Below are 15,275 nucleotides of genomic sequence, written 5' to 3'. Positions count from 1 at the left end.
CCGTGGTGGGCTTCGAAGGCGTGCATGGCCTCCCAGCCGAGGGCGTCCTCGGGACCGCCATCGCCGAGGTGCTCACGGAGCAGTTCCAGGTCGGAGGGGGACGGAAGTGCGGTGTTCAAGGTCACGACTGAACCTCGTCACCCTCTTCGACGCGGACGGAACGCCAGACGTGCTGTGCCCAGGCGAGGTCGTCCGCGTCGTCCGAGATGCAGACAACGACCAACGCAGCTCCCGGAACAACGACGTGACCATGGAGCTCGTGCTGCTGGCGTTCACCGCGTGTGGCCGACAGCCAAAGGGCATGGCGCATGCATCCGGGCTCGCGCTCGTCGGTCTGCTGGGCCGCCGGGACAGCAGGTGCGTCCTTGAGCAGGCCGGTCAACAGGGTCTCCGGATCAGCATCAGGGTCGGAGTGGGTGAGCGCGTCGATGATGACCGTGCGCCCGGGACCGGCGAACCGGTGACTACCGTCGTGAACGCGGCCTGTGAGACCAGCAGTGCGCTCGATGGACCAGCGATCATCGATCCGCGTACGTACAGGTACGGCGAGGGCATGGCCGAAGCGACTGAGGACGTAGTCACGGTCCCATGTCGACGTCAGGATCCTGGAGACAACCGGGTGCTCGGAAGCCGTTGCGTAGGGGATTTCGTGTCGCTCTCTCACAGCGATGGTGACCGGTGCGCCCAGGAGCTCGTCGCCCCAGGGGCGGATCGAGTTGGCGAGGCTGCCATGGAGGACGAGGTCGCCGTACGCGGGTTCCTCCCAGACGTCTCGAGCCAGAGCAAGATCGGCATCGCTGATCCGCAACCAGGTACCGATGACCAGTTCGATGTCACCGGTAAGCCCTATGGGCAGCAGGCAGCGGATGAATGAGCCGAGGTTGTCGGTCGCCAGCAGGGCCTGCAGTCCGTGTGGATGCCGTCGTGACGATTCGCCGCTACCCAGTACAGCATCCGGCAGACCGAAGCGGACATCGATGCGCTTGTCGTCGGGCGTGGGTGCGCCGCAGCAGGCGCAGACCGGAACAGGGTGGCTGATCATGGCGCGCAGCCTAGCTGGGCGCAGTGACAGCCAAGCCGGTGGCTGCCACCGCTTGAGCCGCGCTCAGTTCGCGTGGAACACTCATTTTCATGACGACCAACAGAAAGGGCGATGCCGCGTAGGCGGCCGAGCCGACTCCGTGCCGCCGAGTTCGCGCGGCACTGGCCATGCCTGGTGACGGATCAAATGCGCGGACTGTCCCCCCAGGTCCTGGCTGAGATCGCCCGACTGGAATCCACGCGGGGTTTCTCGCCCGGCATGACAGCGACAGCCCTTCGCCTTTGGCGTTCCTTCGTCCATGATCCTTATCGTCGGTTGTGGGTGGACACCGACGGAGGCTGCGGAATCTGGGAATGCTGCGGTGACCCGCGGGAAGCCCGAGATCTCCTTGAGAGCGTGGCGCGAGGCATGTCCCGGCGCCGAGCAGCGGAGTTCCGCCGACGCATCGACCCCCTTGATGACCTCTACTGACGAAGAGGTCGCCCATCGACCTGATCACCGAGGATGGGCAGGCTCGTCATTCACACGATGGGTCTGATCAGCGGGGCGTCCTCGTAGAGCTGCATGACACCCATCCAGCGATCCCCCACTGCTCGTACAAGGATCTGACCTTCGCTGATGCGTCCGACGTCGCTCATTCCTATGCGGCCGTTGGCCGGGAGTGGGGCGAAGGCGAAGCTGAGCAGGCTGCCGGTGGCGGCGATCATGAACTTTCAGCGGAGCACTGGATCGGTCTCCTGGAGATCGAGGGGGTGGCCTGCCAGAAGCGTAGATCGGCCGTGCAGGGTCGCCAGCTTCATCGCTCCGGGTCGACCAGGGCGAAGCGGCGAGCTGCTGATCACCGAGACGAAGACCCAGCGGTGACGACGATGACGGCAGTGCCGGAGGCGTCCTGGCTGCCGTCTGACTGGACACCAGAAGGGTTGCCGTCAACGTTGCCGTCAAGCCAACGCCAGAGGCCCCTTACGATTTCTCGTAAGGGGCCTCTGGCCTGCTGTGCGCTCAGCAGGATTCGAACCTGCAACCTCTTGATCCGTAGTGAACGGAATAGCGTCCGTCACGTCCACACGGTCCAGGGGAGCGGTCTCAGGCCCAGGTCAGCGGCTCACCGACCAGCTTCGCAGGGGCAGTCTGTGAGAAATCCGTGATACGCCACGGGGCCTCTTCGGCGTCAGCTCGCCGGCGGCGTGGAGCGTCCCGCCTCGATGCGCATGGCGATCTTGCGGACCCACTCCCGGCTGTACGGGGTGTGCTCCGCGATGGCGGTCAGTGACACCCCGGCGTCCCGAGCATCAGCGATGAGCGTCTCCAGGGAGGCCCGCGTCTTCTCGTGGGCAGCCGTGGCGCGGTCGAGCTTTCGGAGCCACTGCGCTTCGGTGCGCGGGTCCGGGTCGGACGGGAACTGAGCTGTCATGTTCTGCATGGTCTCACGATCTCGCCGCAACTGAATAGACGGGCTTCCGAAGATTCTCCGTCTACTTTGTTGCGCTCAGGCCACCCGCGTGAGACATTGGTCCTGCAACAAAGTAGACGCAAAGCGGCCCCCGGCAGTGCTAGTAACACCGGCCAGGGGCCTGACCGAACACCTTGAGCAAACAAGGAGACGGCTGTGCCGATCATTGCGCTTTTCTCCCCTCGTCGTCCATTCCGCTCCGTCCTGAGCGGGGCGGCGTCCCGCTTCTCCGCGGTTGTCGCCGAGCTGCGCGGCCCCATTGCCCAGCAGGGCACGCAGGTCGACGTCGAGCCCGCCGAGGACCCGGCGGACCTGTTCACCGCGGACGACATGCCGGCCGTCGACTTGGTCGAGGCCGCCGCCCGCGAGTTCCACCGGGCCGCCGATCTCGCCCGCCGCGCGGACCGGGGCAAGCGCGCCGCCCGGAAGGTCCTGGACCGGCTCCCGGCCGGAACCTACGGTGCCTGGCTGGTCGAGCGGATCCCGTCGACCCGGCAGACCGCCGACCTCGACGAGATCCGGGCGATCTTCAAGGCCAACGGCCTGGGCCCGGTCCCGATGAAGACCTCCGCCGCCTCGCTCAAGCTCACCCAGGTCCCGGCCACCGGCGACTGCGCCCGCTGCGGGCGCACATGGGACCTCGCGGACCTGTCCGAGGACGGCAACGGCGACACGGTGTGCACCGACTGCCACAGCACGGACAGCACGGCCGCTGACGCCCACGCCGCCCGGTCCTACTACGCGGGGGTCTGACCATGGCCACCCTCACCCGCACCGAGTTGGCACCCGGCGAGACCTATCAGGGCACCCCGGAGCAGATCCTCGCCGCCATCATGGGCACCTTCCAGCAGCGCGTCACCGGCTACATCAGCGCCCGCCTCGGATACCGGGACCGGCAGCTCGCCGAGGACCTCACCCAGGAGACGTTCATCCGGCTCTGGCGCTACTACGTGGCCCCCGGTACCGCGGTCGACGACCGGGTGTTCGGGCTGCTGGCCACGATCAGCCGGCAGGTCATCAGCTGGCACTACCGGCGGTCCATGAACCACGAGACGGCGACGGACTTCACCGACACCGAGGTGCCCGCGACCCGCACCCTGGCCGGGCCGCTGACGGAGATGCCGCACCTGGCACGCCTGTTCGCCGAACTGGAGTCCGCGAAGGACGCCCTGATCCCGGTCGCCGAGGCGTACCGCACGGCTCACCGTGCATTGCTCGCCGCCCGTAGCGGCCTGCGGATGGCCGTGCACCCCGCAGCGGTCGCCCGCTGCACCGGATGTGTCGAGCACGCCGCCGAGGCCGAGCAGGGGGCGCTGGACGCCTTCAAGGGCGCCGCTGAGACGGTCGCTGCCCTGCGGTCCGCCTGGGACGCTGCGGCCGGCGCACAGTCCGCCCTGGCGGTGACCCGATGACCGACACCACGATCACCCGCCCTGCCGTGTTCCGCACGGTGGACCTGCTGGAGTTCGGCGGCCGGACGGTGCACCACGTGCCGCTCGACTCCGAGGTCGGGCTCCGGAACTGCTGGGACGTGCGCCTCGGTGTCGGGTTCGACCCGAAGATCTCCGGTTCGGTGCTGACGTTCGAGGACGACCCGGTCGTGATGGTCGTCGTCAACGCGATCATCCCGTGCCGGTTCTGGGAGGACGCCGCCCAGATCCTGGTCAGGTACCACCAGCTCGGGTACTCCCACCCGGCCCTGACGCCGGCCGGGCACACCTTCTGGCAGACGTGGGCGGCCATGCCCGACGCCTGGAACGACGGTGCCCTGTGACCGGCCCCTCGGCGCACATCAGCGCCGCCGCCCTGCACCTGCTGCTCGCCACCCACCCCGAGGTCGACGAGCTGCCGTTCGGCTGGCGGATCGAACTGGACGCGACGATCTACCCGTTCATCACCGTCGCCCACGACCGGGGCGAGGAGTCGCTCCGGCTGCTGGCCGCCGCCCTGGAGCTCGAGGTCGAGGCTCACGACTACGACTCGGCGCAGCACGGCCCCATGCAGTCGCTCCGTGCCGAAGGCCGCTGGGGTGGTGCGGACTGGTTCTGCATCGCCTATGTCAAAGCGGCCCTGCACGTCGCCGAGCCCCCCGCGGGCGCCGTCCCGGTGCCGGCCGCCGAGGCGGGGGTGTGGCAGTGAGGATCCGCCTCACCGGCCTGGAGTCGGAGATCGCCCTCGGGCTGGTCCGGCTCCGCCAGGCCTTCGACGACCTGACCGACATCACCGACCCCTACCCGTCCGACGAGCAGCCCGACGTGCTCTGTGTCGAGGCCACCGTTCACTTCTGACCCGACCTTCCCGTGCCCGTGCGGCGCGGCGGAAGGCCAGCACGCTTGCGGGCAATTTTCCCGCAAGCGTGCCGTGGTCACCGCCACGCCGCCGGGCTCCAGCCTCCTTGGAGTCCACCATGAAAACCCAGCTCAAGACCCTGATGCGCACCGTCCCGATCACCATCGACGGGGAGACCGTCCAGGCCGAACAGCCCTACCAGGTCCACGTTCCGGTGGAGCCCAGGGACTGGGATCAGATCGTCCTGGCCGGTGCGACCGGCGTAGCCGCGGCCCTGGTGACCGCCTCGGTCATCTGGTCCACCACCAGCGTCGGCGGCCTGCTGTCCATGACCGTGACCGCCGCCGTCGCCTACATCGCCGCATTGGCGTTCGACCTCTCGTGGATCCTTGCCCTCGGCTTCGAGTGGCTCGCCCGGTACGACCGCAAGAAGGTGTGGCTGCCCCGCATCGGCGGGTACCTCGCCCTGGCCCTGGCGATGACCGCCGTGATCGTGCACGGGCAGATCACCCACCACCTTGCCGCTGGTGTCGTCGGGGCGTTCGTGTCCGCCCTCGCCAAAGGGGCCTGGACGCTGCTGATGCACCACCACGCCAAGCGCTTCGACCCGCTCACCCAACAGTGGGTCGACAAGCGCACGGCCCAGGCCGGCGCACAGCTGGCCATGGTGGCCATCCGCCGCCAGCTCGCCCGCGCCGAGGACGCACTCCCGCCCGCACCGGCCCGCGTCACCGTCAACCGGGTCACGGACCACTCCGGGCACGCCGATGCCACGGTCCGCAGTGCTGTTCGCGCGGCCGTCGAGACGATGCCCGACGCCACCCCCGACGAGATCGTCGAGCAGCTGGCCCGGGTCGGCATCGAGGTGTCGGCGGACACGGTCGCGGACTTGTCCGGACACAGTTCCCCCAAGGAAAACGGGTCCGCTGAGAAGGCCGTGACGGACACCGTTCGCGGGCTTGTCCGGATCGGTGTCCGGGACCAGGACGCGGTTCTCTCCAGCGTCCAGGCCGTCCACGGGCCGGACGTCAACCGGGACAGCGTCACCCGGATCCTGCGCCGCGTCACCGCCGCCTGACCCCCCGAATTTCGTAACGCATTCCGTCACGCCTGATTTGCCGCAAATCACCTTGAGACAGGAGCCCAGCCATGTCCGAGAACACCCGCCCCACCCTCGACCCCGAGCCCGAGAGCACCAGCGTCGACTTCACCGCCACCGTGACCGCCTCGCCGCAGGCCTGGCAGACGCTCACCGACTCGCTCGACCGGATCAACGCCGGCTTCGCCGCCCGCGACGCCGCCGAGAAGAAGGGCTGACCGCCATGAGCCTCTTCGGCTTCCTCTCCCCGAACCGCGAGAGCAGCACCGAGACCGAAACCGCCCGCTACGTGGCAGCAGACGCAGCCCTCACCCTCGCGCGGGTCCGTGAACAGGAGAAGGCCGCTCGCCATCAGCGCCACCTCGACGAGGGAGCGGCGGCCGACGCCGACTGGCACGCCCTCATCCAGGAGCGGCGGGACGCCTGCCCGCGCCGCAGCCACGACGGCTGCATCGGCCACTGAGCCACATCACGCCCCGGCCGGGCAGCCGCCGCGCTGCCCGGCCCCGTCCCGGAGGTACCGCCATGCCCCAGCTCCGCCCCTCCACGTACCTGATCCTCGGCCTGCTGCTCCTGCTCGCCTACAACCTGCGCACCGTCCTGACCCCGGCCGCCACCGCGGCGCTGCCGTGGATCGCCACCCAGCCGGCCGCGCTGCTGCTGGTCCTGCTCGGCGTCATCGGCTGGCGCGCCACCCACCCCACCATGCAGATTCGGAACCGCTGATGAGCCTCGACACCGACCACCCGACCGTCAACGGAACCGCCCAGACCGTCAAGCTCATCAAGGTCGGGCGCACCGAGACCGGCGACGTCTTCGAGCGCGAGCCCGACGTCACGCCGATCCCCGTCGACAAGCCCGACACCGCAGCCGCGGCCGGGGCGTGGCTGCAGGACAAGCGCGCCTACCTCGCCGACGCCCAGCCGATCATCCCCGCCTACCTGCGCAGCGGCTCGCAGCTGGCCGACGCGGTGAAGTGGGCGACCTCGTACTACCTGCACTACGCCACCTTCCACACCGTCCGGGCACCGCTGTACACCGCCCGGCTGATCGGGCAGTCCCCGCGCGGCGCGGGCCGGCTGCTGGCCCTGTGGGCCCGGTGGGTGGCCGACGTGCAGGCCCGCCCGGTCACCGCCAAGGCCGCCGTCGACGGGGACGTCACCGCCTGGGTCACGCTGTCCCGCGAGCACTCCCGCCGGGTGCGTCCGCGGCGCCTGGCCTCGATCGCCGCGGCGGTCACCCTGCTCGCGACCGGGGCCGTCGCCTGGTTCACCGTGCCCGCCGCCGACCTTGCCGCCGGGACCATGGGCGCGCTGGCGCTGCTCGGCCTGAAGGGCGGTAAGGCCGACAAGCCGGTCCTGACCCGGTACGTGACGACGCGTTCGCTCCGGCCGCTGGACTCCACCGAGGTCTTCGACGCCCTGGCCGCGATCGGGATCGGCGACAAGAAGGGCCGCAGCGGGATCTCGTTCGCCGCCGAGGTCCAGCGCGACGGCCCCGGCTGGCGCGCCGAAGTCGACCTCCCGCCCGGCATCGAGGCGGTCAAGGTGCTGGAGAAGCGCTCGGCTCTGGCCGCGGCGATGCGCCGGCCAGTGTCTACTGTGTGGCCCGACGTGGACCGCGACGCCCACCCCGGGCGCCTGGTCCTGTGGGTCGCCCAGCAGGACCCCGCCAAGGCACCGCGCAAGCTCTGGCCCCTGATGTCGAAGGGCCAGGCCGACGTGTTCGCGCCGCTGCCGTTCGGCTTCGACCCGCGCGGCAACCTCGTCACCATCACCCTGATGTACTCGAACCTGCTGGTCGGCGGCATTCCCGGCTCCGGGAAGACCAGCTGCGCGCTGGCGATCGTCCTCGGTGTGGCGCTGGACCCGACGGCCGAGCTGTGGATCTACGAACTCAAGGGTTCCGGCGACCTCGACGCCACCCGCCCCGTCTGCCACCGGTACGTCAGTGGCGACGACGACGAAGACCTGGAAGCCGCGATCAACGGGCTCCGCGCCGGGATCGTCGAGCAGCGCCGCCGCGCGAAGTTCGTCAAGTCCCTGCCGTCGTCCGAGACCCCGGACGGGCGCCGGGTCACCCGGCAGTTGGAGGAGCGGTACCCCGAGCAGAACCTCGGGCCGCGGGTCATCGTCATCGACGAGGCGCAGGAGCTGTTCACCCACGCCGACTACAAGGACGAGGCCGCGGCCCTCTGCACGAAGCTCATCAAGAAGGGCCGGGCCTACGGGGTCATCCTGATCCTGCTCACCCAGAACCCCGACGCCCCTTCCCTGCCGTCCTCGGTGTCCAGCTCGGTCGGGACCCGGCTGTGCCTGGCGGTAATGGACTGGCGGGCCAACAACAACGTCCTCGGTACCGGTGCCCATGAGCGCGGGATGCGGGCGACGGAGATCTCGGTGAGCGAGCAGGGCACCGGGATCCTCGCCCGCGGCCGGGAGGGCCTTACCGTGCGGGCGGCGTTCATCAAGCAGACCGAGGCCGAGGACGTCGGCAAGCGGGCCCTGGCGCTGCGGATCGCCGCCGGCACCCTGTCCGGTGAGGCGATCGGCCAGACCGTGGAGACCGTCGCCCTGGAGACCGTCGCGGACCACCTGCGGGCGATCTGGCCCGACGGCGCCGACGCCGTCCACTCCCACCGCCTGGTCGACTCCCTCGCCGCATACCGGCCCGAGCTGTACGGGCCCTGGGTGGAGACGGACAAGCCCGTCGAGGCGATGACCCCGGACGAGATCCGCGAGGCTCGCGCGGCCAGCTCGACGACCTTGTCGGCGGCGCTGAAGCCGCACGGCATCCGGACCATGCAGATCACCATCCGGGACTGCTGCGGCGGCGCCAAGGGTGTGCGGTTCGCCGACCTGCCGGAGCCTGCGGACGGCCTCGACGAGGACGACGAGCCGGACTCCTGACCCGGTTTCGGGCCGGGTCGTGGTTTCACCTCGGCCCGAAACCGGTTTCGACCCCGATATCGGGGTGATCAGCGTTCTGAGCTGCACTGATATCGGGTTTCGGGTCACGGGCGAGAGCCGCCGGAAGGGCCCCTGAGGCCCCTCCACGGGGGTACGCAAACTCGCGCGCCCCTCGCCACTGAGGTCTCAGTAAGACCCCTGTCGAGCTATTCGAACACTTGTCCACAGGGGTTATCCACACTGTGGAGAACCCCGCCGAGCTGGTCGCCGTGACCACCTCGGTCCCGCCGGTTCGAGAGTGACTTCAAGTCACCCTCGCCGCGGATCCAGTCGTTGCGATATGCCTACGACTGCCGGGCAGTTGTAGGCGGGATGACCACAACTGGGGCGGCACCACTTCCCGGATCGGGGAAAACGACTGCTCGGGGCTGTTGTGACCGAGACGTTCACGACTGGATTTGCCAGGTCCTGCTGGGACCTGGCACCCGTGGGGCAGCACCCCATGGTTGTGGCACCCGTCGAGGGTGCCGCAAATGGCCGCTTCGGTGATCTTCGCGCTGGCAGCAATCTGAGACCGTCAATCTGACGGGCTCAACCATGGCAGCACGACCACGGTTGCTTCCGTCAGGTTGACGGAAGCAAACCGCGGCCGTCATGACCGTGGTTGAGCTGGCCAAGGTGGCCACCGCAAAAGGGTGTTGCCTGTACCGAGCCCCTTCGGTGCGACCGGCCCTCGCGGTGAAGGTCAGTCAGGGGTACCCGCAATCTGGGTACCGTTTGCGACGCCGTCCGCGAGCGTCGCAAAGGGTCCGCAGGATGTGCGGACCCTTCCTGCAGAGCGCAGAGGGTTCCGTCCAAGGTGTAGACGGAACCGGGAGACCTGGTCAGCCCAATCCGCTGACCGGCCGGGGCGCCACCCTGGTCGAGACCTGCAGCGCGAGGGTCTCGCCGCGTGATCTTCGGCGCGCCCCGAACGTGATCAAGGGGTACGCAAGTTGGAGTACCCCCTCCATAACAGCGGTCGCGACCTGGACGTGCGGTACACACGTCCAGGCTGCACGGCCGTTACGACCGTGCAGGTCAGCTCATTTTTCCCGCTACCGGGAGAGCCACGCCTGGTACGCACTGGCGCGTACCGCCGTCGAGAGATGCACCCTGCGACCTTCGGCGGGCTTCAGGCGGACGGGCCGTCCGCCTCCAAGGGTGGGAGCTAGTCCCAATGGCGTTGCTTTTGAGGGTTCTGAGCACGGATCGGGCGGATGGTGCCCGAGGTAGAGGGCCGAGTTGCCCGGAAGACACGTATCGCTGCCGCCCAGAATCGCCCAATTCGCGCATGCTCGAAGTAGTTTGGTGCAGCTTGCAGGCTGATCGTCGCCTTACAGGGCTACGCGAGAGAGAACCAGCGCAATGAGTACGGACCCCTCGGCGGATCCTTCCGCTACGCCAGATCCTTCCGGGTTACCGGACCCCTCTGCTACATCGGACCCGGCCACGTCACCACCTGACTCCTCCGCAGCGCCGAGGATCGTGGAAAGGGCCACGCAGACCACCAATGCCCTCTCAGCGTTGATGGTCGCGGTCATAGCCTTGCTAGCACTCATCGGAGGGTGCGTAGCAAAAGCCGAAGGCCTCATAGGTACGGGCCGACCAGCCGTTGCCACCTCAGCGACACCAGCGCCCTCTCCGAGTGTGAGCGCAACAGCAACTGCCACGGCAACACCAGCGCCCTCCGCGAGTGTGAGCGCAACGCCAACTGCCTCGGCAACAGGTGTATCCCCCAGAGCCCGAGCGCAACAGCGATGCCTACCTCTACCGTCCCGGTGGCCCCAGCCCAACCGGTCTCATCACCCACGCAATATCTCGCATCCCTCAAGCCGGTCAGCGTCAGCCCGTCGATGAAGTACTCGGTCGGCCCGGTGACGGTCGCTCACGACCACTTCACGATCGCCATCACCTTGCAGTGCGGGACAACACCGGCCTCGATCACCTTCAATACAGGCCAGAACCCCACGATGCATCTCAAGGCCGGCCTAGCTGATCCAGCACCTACCCCTGACCAACGCCAAGCCCACCTGTGGCTCTCCGGCGACAACGGTCCACTCCATCAAGAGATCGATACTAGTCCCGGACCCGTCCACGGATGGCTGGTGACGACTGCAGGCTCCTCCACAGTGACGTTCACCTGTTCTACCGACCAACGCGAAGCCAAAATGGTCATCGCGGCTTGGTACGCCCCTAAGTAGAGGCTGTCCACCGCACGGATAGCCTGCTTCGGAACCGTCTCCCAGAACAACGGCAGGGGGCCTGCGTGGCCACGGCGCCCCCGGCAAGCAGCCCGCCAGCATCGCGGGCATGGGCGTAGGAGGGGGAGGGGGCGGCTGCACCGCCCTGTTCAACGCCTCCGCCGCGACCGAGGCCACGTTGCTCATCGAGGCCCGGGGCGGGGCCGGCGGCAGAGGCGGCGCCGGAGGCGGCACCGCCCACGTCCGCGACCTGCCCCGACCCCACGGGACACGGAACCGGCGGCACCGGCCAGAGCGCCGGGGACGCCAGGACACCGACCAGCGCCGGTGACGGCGACAACGGCTACCTCGTCATCAGCTGGACCTGACCGCACCCGGCGCCCCCGGACGGAACCCGATCCACCCACCTGGGGGTGCCGTATCAGTTACCACACGCCAACCGGGTGTTCGCGGGCCCGAACCAGCCCCTGCCGGTGGCGGTGCGTGGGCGCGGCGGAGCGCTTGGGGTATCGGGGCTGGGTGACTTTCAGTTCACGCGGGTAGTTGCGGGGGGCGCGCTTCGCGCTGGGCCTGGCCGCGAGCCGGGCGGCGGCCCGCTGCGCGAGCGGCTCGGGTCCGCAGGGGGGAAAGGGACTCGGCGAGAGAGCGTCGGACCAAGTGCTGGGCCCGGCGGAAGGAGATCCGGTCGGGGTCCAGCGGTATCGGCGCCACTACGGTCGCGGCGTGGTGGATCAGGTCGCGGGTGAGGTGATGCACAGTCAGGTTGGCCCAGATCTCCTGCAGGACGCCATCGGGGTGCTGCGACCGCAGGACGGTCCGCGAGGTCCGCTGGACGATCTTGAGCTCGGAGAAAATGGTCTCTACCTGCCAACGCCAGTGATACAGAGCAGCGAGTTCGGCGGCCGGGGCGGTAGCGGGATCCAGGAGTGAGGTCGCCAGCCGGTAGACCTCCTCCTCGCCGTCCAGGGTGTACTCGATGACGCGGACCTCGATCCGGACGGGGATCTCAATGCCCTTGCGCCGGAGCTCAGCCCGGCGTTTGCTGTCCGTGCCGACGACGGCGAGGTAGCTGCCGTCTCCCAACTCCCGGCACTCGCTGCGGGCAACGTTCTTCTTCAGCCGCCATAGCAACTGCGCGCCGCCCTCGCGGAACGCGGACCACAGACGGGTGCCCATGAAGTTGCGGTCGCCCAGCACCAGCGTGCCGGGACCGGCCGACTCGACCAGGTCCAGAGCCAGTTCCGCCTCCGCGTCGCGGTAGCCGCCGACCACCGCGTCCACCACGGCCCGACTGCCGCACTCCACCATGGCCATCACCTTGGCCTGCGGATACGCGCTGGTCCCGTGCACGGCGGTCGGGCGGCCGAACGCCCGCTCGTTCTCGGGCGTGTCCGCCAGATCCAGCAAGGTCGCGTCCAGTGCCTGCACGCGCAGCCCCCGCCAGAACGCCGAGGGGCAGCTGTCCTCCTGGGCCATGGGCCCCGCCACCTCGCGGAACAGTTCCCGCAGCACGCGCGGACCCAGACGCCGGCGAGCCCGGCACAACGACGACTTGTTCGGCAGCTCGGATACTAACTCGCCTTCCCCGCAGGTGAGTTCCTCGAAGACCTGGCGGTACCCCTCGTCTGGGTACAGGCAGCGCGCCAACTCGAAGAAGACCATCGAACGCGCCGACAGCCGACGACGGCGCACCTCCGTCCGTCCGCATCGCTCGATGACCCTGTCCACCAACGACGGGGGACACCACTGCGTCAACGCCCCCAAGCCCGAACCAACATCCCCGATCTCACGCATACCTGCATGAATGCCCAAGAAGTCAGCAAAAGCAACACCATTGGAGCTAGTCCCTACCCTTTGGCGACGGCCAACCGCCTGCGTTACGAAGGCGGATGGCGGCCCGCTGCGGGTCCGAGCCGCGGACCCGCAAGGGGGTCCACAGCATGGACGCCCTGCAGACCAATCCCACTACTGGTGGTGTTGGGGATGATCACCCATGCCGGAGTTTTCACGGTCACGGGTAAAAACCTCAGGCGATCCCCTGACGATCGGGCTGGCCTGCATCTTTGAGGCCAACCTCAAGAATCAGCCGGACCATGTCGGTGACGTCAACGAAAGGGTCCGGACCAGAACGGGCCCTTCACCCGGCAGGCCGTGAACTCGCAGCCCACCGCCGAGGTGTAGCAGATCGCGTAATAAAATAACCGCGAATCACACACCTACACCTCGAAGGCGAAGTCGACGACGGTGGTGTCGCCGCGGCGGACCATCGGGTGTGCGACCTCGACGACCCGGCCCTCGGCGGTCAGCATCCGGCGGGTCCAGCGCAGGACCGGGATGCCGGCGCCGATGACCAGGGTGGTGGCCTCGGCCTCGGTGGGCATGGCGGTGGTGAACGACTCCTCGATCCTGGCCACGACGATGCCGACAGTGGCCAGCTGCGCGCGGGTGCCGCCGGGCCAGGGCTCGTTGATCGGGTCGACGATCGGGCTGTTCTTCACGTCGGACCAGCGCACATACGAGGTCGACATCTGGGTGGCGACGCCCTTGTCGAAGAACACGAAGTGCCGTGCGAGGAGCTGCTCCCCGGGCTCGACCTCGAACAGGATCGCCAGCTCGTCGGTGGCCTTGACCTTCTCGAAGCGCTTCCCGAGGTGGTACTCGGACCACTCCGCGCCCTGGTCGACGGTGAAGGCCGTCGAGGGTGCCGAGGTGGTCTTGTAGCGGTCGGCGGCCATGCGGTGGATCGCGGGGCGCTCACGGACCCGGGTGCCGGCGCGGGTGCGTGACTCGACGAGGCCGTCGTTGCGCAGGACGGCGACGGCGTTGCGGACGGTGGTGTCCGACACCCCGTACTGCTGTGCGAGGGATGGGAGCGTGGGGAGTTGATCCCCTGGGGCGTAGGTGCCATTGGTGATGGCTTCCCGCAGTTCAGCGGCGATGCGGAGGTATTCGGGCCGCTGGTCTTGCGTCACGCCGACGCCTCTCTCTCGGATGATCGTTCGTTTCTGTACTCGCAATACTGCCTCGCATGGTTGACCAACCCCAAGCCTGACGACATTCTGAGTACACAACAGCACGTTGCGTACTCGCAATGGATGCGGAGGGTCACACCCATGCCCAGCGCCGGCCACACCTGGCGGATGCCCTACCCAGGGCAGGCCGACCAGGCCCCGCAGCTGCGGAAATGGGTGCGGACGCGGATCCGCGAGCACGCCGACGACGAGGGCTTAGCAGCAGGCGCCGAGCAGATCGACGACCTGGTGCTCCTCGCTGACGAGCTGTTCATCGCCGTACTCGCCACACGTCCGGGGAAGATCGAAATGACCGTATCGACCGACGGGCCCCGCGTCCGTATCTACGCCACCGGCCCCCATCCGCTGCCCCTGCGGGCCCGGCAGGGCATCGGCATCGTCCAGGGCCTGGCCCTGGTCCGCGGCGCCCAGGACGAGGACCGCACCGTCTGGGCCGAGGCCAGGATCGGGGCGCGGCCGTGAGCGAGGAGAAGGTCAAGCTCGACGCCACCCAGACGTTCCGCGTCAAGGTCGCGCTCAATGATCTGCTGCAGGCCCAGCAGTTGGACTACAGCACCGCGAAGGGCGCCGACCTGGTGCTCACCACCGGGGCGCTGACCAGCTCGCTGTACTCGGTACTGCAGATCATCGAGGACATTGCCGAGGTCCAGCAGTGACCGCCCCGACCATCACGGCCGCCAGGCAGTGCAGCTACTGCCAGCACCCGGCCGAGGGCCTGCGCGCGCGTCTGGTGCTCGGCGACCCCGCTTCCAAGGCCGTCGCCCTGGATCACCAGGACTGCTATCCCGAGTTCATGGGCGACCTGGTCCTGATCTCCGGTGGCGTCGAGGGCGCGCAGCCGGCGGCTGGCTACTGCCACGCCTGCAGGGAGTGGACGCCGCGGGGTCGGGTCGTCGCTGAGATACAGGGCGACATCGGTGCCGGTGCGGTCGTGGTCCGCTGCCTGGCGTGCTGCCGCAATCCGCAGCGTCCCCTGCCGGCCGAGCCGCTCGACGGCGACGCCTCCTGAGTTCCCGCCCGGCTGTTGAACCCCCTTCGGCCGGGCGGGGCGCTACCACCGTCCGGGTGGGTCATGCTCCCCAGCGGCACCCGGACGGTGTCCAACAGCCGCCCGTACCCAGTGAAAAGTCTGGGGAGGCCACGGGTACGGGCGGTGCCGACCGGCCCTGACGGTGTTCGCTTATCCACCGTCAGGGCCTCGCCCCTGT

20 protein-coding genes are annotated in these 15,275 nt (G+C 68.7%); 15 read left to right on the top strand and 5 right to left on the bottom strand.

The annotated features are described in order from the left end of the window. Nucleotides 1-121 precede the first annotated feature (121 nt). The 3 genes from ACXKR8_RS26995 to ACXKR8_RS26985 form a co-directional block, all read right to left on the bottom strand. Entirely contained in the window at nt 122-1,042 is a 921-nt protein-coding gene (locus ACXKR8_RS26995; protein WP_458267173.1) for a DUF2199 domain-containing protein, read from the bottom strand. A 521-nt stretch (nt 1,043-1,563) separates the two neighbouring features. Further along, nucleotides 1,564-1,749: a hypothetical protein gene (locus ACXKR8_RS26990; protein WP_458267172.1), complete on the bottom strand. Its 186-nt coding sequence runs from the start codon at nt 1,747-1,749 to the stop codon at nt 1,564-1,566. A gap of 464 nt (nt 1,750-2,213) precedes the next feature. Next, entirely contained in the window at nt 2,214-2,456 is a 243-nt protein-coding gene (locus ACXKR8_RS26985; RefSeq protein ID WP_458267171.1) for a hypothetical protein, read from the bottom strand. Between the two features lie 195 nt (nt 2,457-2,651). Here ACXKR8_RS26985 and ACXKR8_RS26980 point away from each other — a divergent pair, with 195 nt between their 5' ends. The 12 genes from ACXKR8_RS26980 to ACXKR8_RS26925 all read left to right on the top strand — a co-directional run bounded on the left by ACXKR8_RS26980 (nt 2,652) and on the right by ACXKR8_RS26925 (nt 11,366). Next, complete coding sequence (locus ACXKR8_RS26980; protein WP_458267170.1) at nt 2,652-3,248, top strand: hypothetical protein; 597 nt, start codon at nt 2,652-2,654, stop codon at nt 3,246-3,248. Nucleotides 3,249-3,250: 2 nt separating this feature from the next. Continuing rightward, nucleotides 3,251-3,907, top strand: coding sequence for an RNA polymerase sigma factor (locus ACXKR8_RS26975; protein WP_458267169.1), 657 nt, complete (start codon nt 3,251-3,253; stop codon nt 3,905-3,907). Then, complete coding sequence (locus tag ACXKR8_RS26970) at nt 3,904-4,269, top strand: hypothetical protein (protein ID WP_458267168.1); 366 nt, start codon at nt 3,904-3,906, stop codon at nt 4,267-4,269. The genes ACXKR8_RS26975 and ACXKR8_RS26970 overlap by 4 nt, the downstream gene beginning before the upstream one ends. Next, a complete protein-coding gene (locus ACXKR8_RS26965; protein ID WP_458267167.1) occupies nt 4,266-4,634 on the top strand; it encodes a hypothetical protein in 369 nt (122 codons plus the stop codon). Before ACXKR8_RS26970 ends, ACXKR8_RS26965 begins: the two co-directional genes overlap by 4 nt. Further along, nucleotides 4,631-4,783: a hypothetical protein gene (locus ACXKR8_RS26960; protein ID WP_458267166.1), complete on the top strand. Its 153-nt coding sequence runs from the start codon at nt 4,631-4,633 to the stop codon at nt 4,781-4,783. The genes ACXKR8_RS26965 and ACXKR8_RS26960 overlap by 4 nt, the downstream gene beginning before the upstream one ends. Before the next feature lie 119 nt (nt 4,784-4,902). Then, nucleotides 4,903-5,862 (top strand): protein transporter Sec31, encoded by a 960-nt coding sequence (locus ACXKR8_RS26955; RefSeq protein ID WP_458267165.1) that lies wholly within the window; start codon nt 4,903-4,905, stop codon nt 5,860-5,862. A 71-nt stretch (nt 5,863-5,933) separates the two neighbouring features. Further along, the gene (locus ACXKR8_RS26950) at nt 5,934-6,101 is read left to right on the top strand and encodes a hypothetical protein (RefSeq protein WP_458267164.1); all 168 of its coding nucleotides are present in this window, start codon (nt 5,934-5,936) and stop codon (nt 6,099-6,101) included. Nucleotides 6,102-6,106: 5 nt separating this feature from the next. Then, on the top strand, nt 6,107-6,346 hold the full coding sequence (locus tag ACXKR8_RS26945; RefSeq protein WP_458267163.1) for a hypothetical protein: 240 nt from the start codon (nt 6,107-6,109) through the stop codon (nt 6,344-6,346). Nucleotides 6,347-6,408: 62 nt separating this feature from the next. After that, nucleotides 6,409-6,609, top strand: a complete 201-nt coding sequence (locus ACXKR8_RS26940; RefSeq protein WP_458267162.1) for a hypothetical protein — start codon at nt 6,409-6,411, stop codon at nt 6,607-6,609. Beyond that, nucleotides 6,609-8,792, top strand: a complete 2,184-nt coding sequence (locus ACXKR8_RS26935) for an FtsK/SpoIIIE domain-containing protein (RefSeq protein ID WP_458267161.1) — start codon at nt 6,609-6,611, stop codon at nt 8,790-8,792. Before ACXKR8_RS26940 ends, ACXKR8_RS26935 begins: the two co-directional genes overlap by 1 nt. A 1,895-nt stretch (nt 8,793-10,687) precedes the next feature. Then, complete coding sequence (locus tag ACXKR8_RS26930) at nt 10,688-11,035, top strand: hypothetical protein (RefSeq protein WP_458267160.1); 348 nt, start codon at nt 10,688-10,690, stop codon at nt 11,033-11,035. Between the two features lie 109 nt (nt 11,036-11,144). Beyond that, nucleotides 11,145-11,366 carry a hypothetical protein gene (locus ACXKR8_RS26925; RefSeq protein WP_458267159.1) on the top strand — a complete coding sequence of 74 codons (222 nt, stop codon included), beginning with the start codon at nt 11,145-11,147 and terminating at the stop codon, nt 11,364-11,366. Nucleotides 11,367-11,566: 200 nt separating this feature from the next. Here ACXKR8_RS26925 and ACXKR8_RS26920 read toward each other — a convergent pair whose 3' ends face one another. Together ACXKR8_RS26920 and ACXKR8_RS26915 are read right to left on the bottom strand one after the other, a co-directional pair. Beyond that, entirely contained in the window at nt 11,567-12,829 is a 1,263-nt protein-coding gene (locus ACXKR8_RS26920; protein WP_458267158.1) for an IS4 family transposase, read from the bottom strand. 422 nt (nt 12,830-13,251) lie between these two features. Beyond that, nucleotides 13,252-14,007, bottom strand: a complete 756-nt coding sequence (locus ACXKR8_RS26915) for a GntR family transcriptional regulator (protein ID WP_458267157.1) — start codon at nt 14,005-14,007, stop codon at nt 13,252-13,254. Between the two features lie 141 nt (nt 14,008-14,148). On the opposite strand from ACXKR8_RS26915, the gene ACXKR8_RS26910 reads away from it, so the two are divergent. From ACXKR8_RS26910 to ACXKR8_RS26900, 3 genes are read left to right on the top strand one after another with little or no spacing between them, the layout of a single operon-like run. Beyond that, entirely contained in the window at nt 14,149-14,529 is a 381-nt protein-coding gene (locus ACXKR8_RS26910; protein ID WP_458267156.1) for a hypothetical protein, read from the top strand. Continuing rightward, on the top strand, nt 14,526-14,723 hold the full coding sequence (locus ACXKR8_RS26905) for a hypothetical protein (RefSeq protein ID WP_458267155.1): 198 nt from the start codon (nt 14,526-14,528) through the stop codon (nt 14,721-14,723). Before ACXKR8_RS26910 ends, ACXKR8_RS26905 begins: the two co-directional genes overlap by 4 nt. After that, nucleotides 14,720-15,076 (top strand): hypothetical protein, encoded by a 357-nt coding sequence (locus ACXKR8_RS26900; protein ID WP_458267154.1) that lies wholly within the window; start codon nt 14,720-14,722, stop codon nt 15,074-15,076. The genes ACXKR8_RS26905 and ACXKR8_RS26900 overlap by 4 nt, the downstream gene beginning before the upstream one ends. The last annotated feature ends 199 nt before the right edge of the window (nt 15,077-15,275 follow it).

This window comes from Streptacidiphilus sp. PAMC 29251 (assembly GCF_054208735.2).
The sequence above is the reverse complement of the archived record's forward strand: the minus strand, read 5'-3'. Positions and strand labels throughout refer to the sequence as shown.